The 1,595-nt window shown below is 46.4% G+C and carries 1 protein-coding gene; it reads left to right on the forward strand.

The genetic code is table 11. From position 1 onward, the window contains the following. Window positions 1-31 precede the first annotated feature (31 nt). The coding region (locus H1P_RS35445; RefSeq protein WP_144876487.1) for an efflux RND transporter permease subunit at window positions 32-1,595 on the forward strand (1,564 nt) is incomplete at its 3' end.

A 1,595-nucleotide genomic window follows, 5' to 3' on the forward strand; every position in this document is an offset into this window, starting at 1 on the left:
CAGATAAGTAGTCAACTAACATCACGATCCCATGAAAACTTTTTTCACCCGTTGGTCTATCCGCAATCCCGTTATTACTGTAGCCCTCTATATCGGAGTGCTGATTCTCTCTGTTCTCACCTTAATAGTCATTCCCGTGCGGATGATGCCTTACGTACAGAGTCCCCTGGTAGCCGTAATTACCAGAACTCCTGGTTCTTCCCCGATGGAGGTGGAAACCTATATCAGTAAACCCATCGAGCAGCGCATGACTGTTTTGGATGGGGTGCGTTTTGTGCGTTCTAGTTCCCAGCAGGATTTATCTCTGGTGACGGTGCAGTTTGCTTGGGGTGGTGACGTTGATAAGGCAGTTCGGGACGTTCAAAGCGTGATGAAGTCTGCCGAGGGAGACTTACCTATTGATGGGATTAATACTCGTTCCTATTGGGTGCTGCCCATCGATCCTTTAAATCGTCCCGTTCTGACTCTGGCACTCAAGGGGTCAGGTTGGGATCGGGTGAAGCTGCGGGAATTTGCCGACAATACTTTGGTCGATCGCCTGACAAGCGTACAAGATGTTCAGTCGGTATTTATCACAGGGGGTTATCGGCGACAGCTACAGGTAAATGTCGCTCGCCAGAAGTTAGCAGCATACGGACTTTCGATTCTTCAGGTTAGAGATGCGATTGACAATAATAATGTTAGTAAGGGTGCGGGAGTCTTAACTCAAGGGGGCGAGGAGATATTAGTACGGGCGGACGATCGCGCCTTGAATGCTGGGGTAGTCAGGAATTACCCCATCTTGGAAATGGACGGGCAAATTGTTTATGTTCGAGATGTGGCAGAGGTAAAGGATACCTACGAAGAGCGTCGCAGTGCCTATCGTTACAATGGCGAATCTGCTTTAGCAGTTAACGTCATTCAAAAACCCGACTCTAGTTCCCCACAAGTGATTACTAGAGTTAGAAAAGAATTAGAGAAGATTGAATCTCAGTATCCAGGTTTGGAGTTTGAAGTAGCCTATGACAATTCCTTCCTGGTTGAGTTAATCAAAGATAGCACTACGGGAGAACTATTAATTAGTGTGGCACTAGCGGGGTTAGTTATCCTGCTATTTTTAGAAGATTTTTGGGCAACGGCGATCGTCATGATTTCCATTCCCACAACCCTCGCTCTTTCGATGCTGCCGTTTATTCCCTTTTCTATGTCCCTTAACTCCTCAACCTTGGTGGGGATGATGATGGCAATTGGGAAATTAGTTGATGATTCGATCATCGTAATTGATTCCATAGATCGCAAACTCAAAGAAGGCAAAACACCCCGACAGGCAGCCATTCAGGGTACGGGAGAAGTATTTTTAGCTAGTGCTGCTGCAAGTTGCGTGATGATAGCAGCTTTGTTACCTACTATCCTGTCTGGAGGCTTAACAGGGCTGATGTTTGCGGGGCTAATCTTACCGATGGTGTTTGCCTTTATTGCTTCGTTAGTGGTTTCTATTACCCTAATTCCCTTATTGGCAGCCTTTTTCCTCAAACCTATTGGAGAACGAGAGGGCAATCGTAAGACTTGGTTACAGTGGTTACTATCTCCTTTCCGTTTGGGTTTTCAGGCATTAG

Source organism: Hyella patelloides LEGE 07179, from assembly GCF_900659865.1.
GTDB classification, from domain to species: domain Bacteria; phylum Cyanobacteriota; class Cyanobacteriia; order Cyanobacteriales; family Xenococcaceae; genus Hyella; species Hyella patelloides.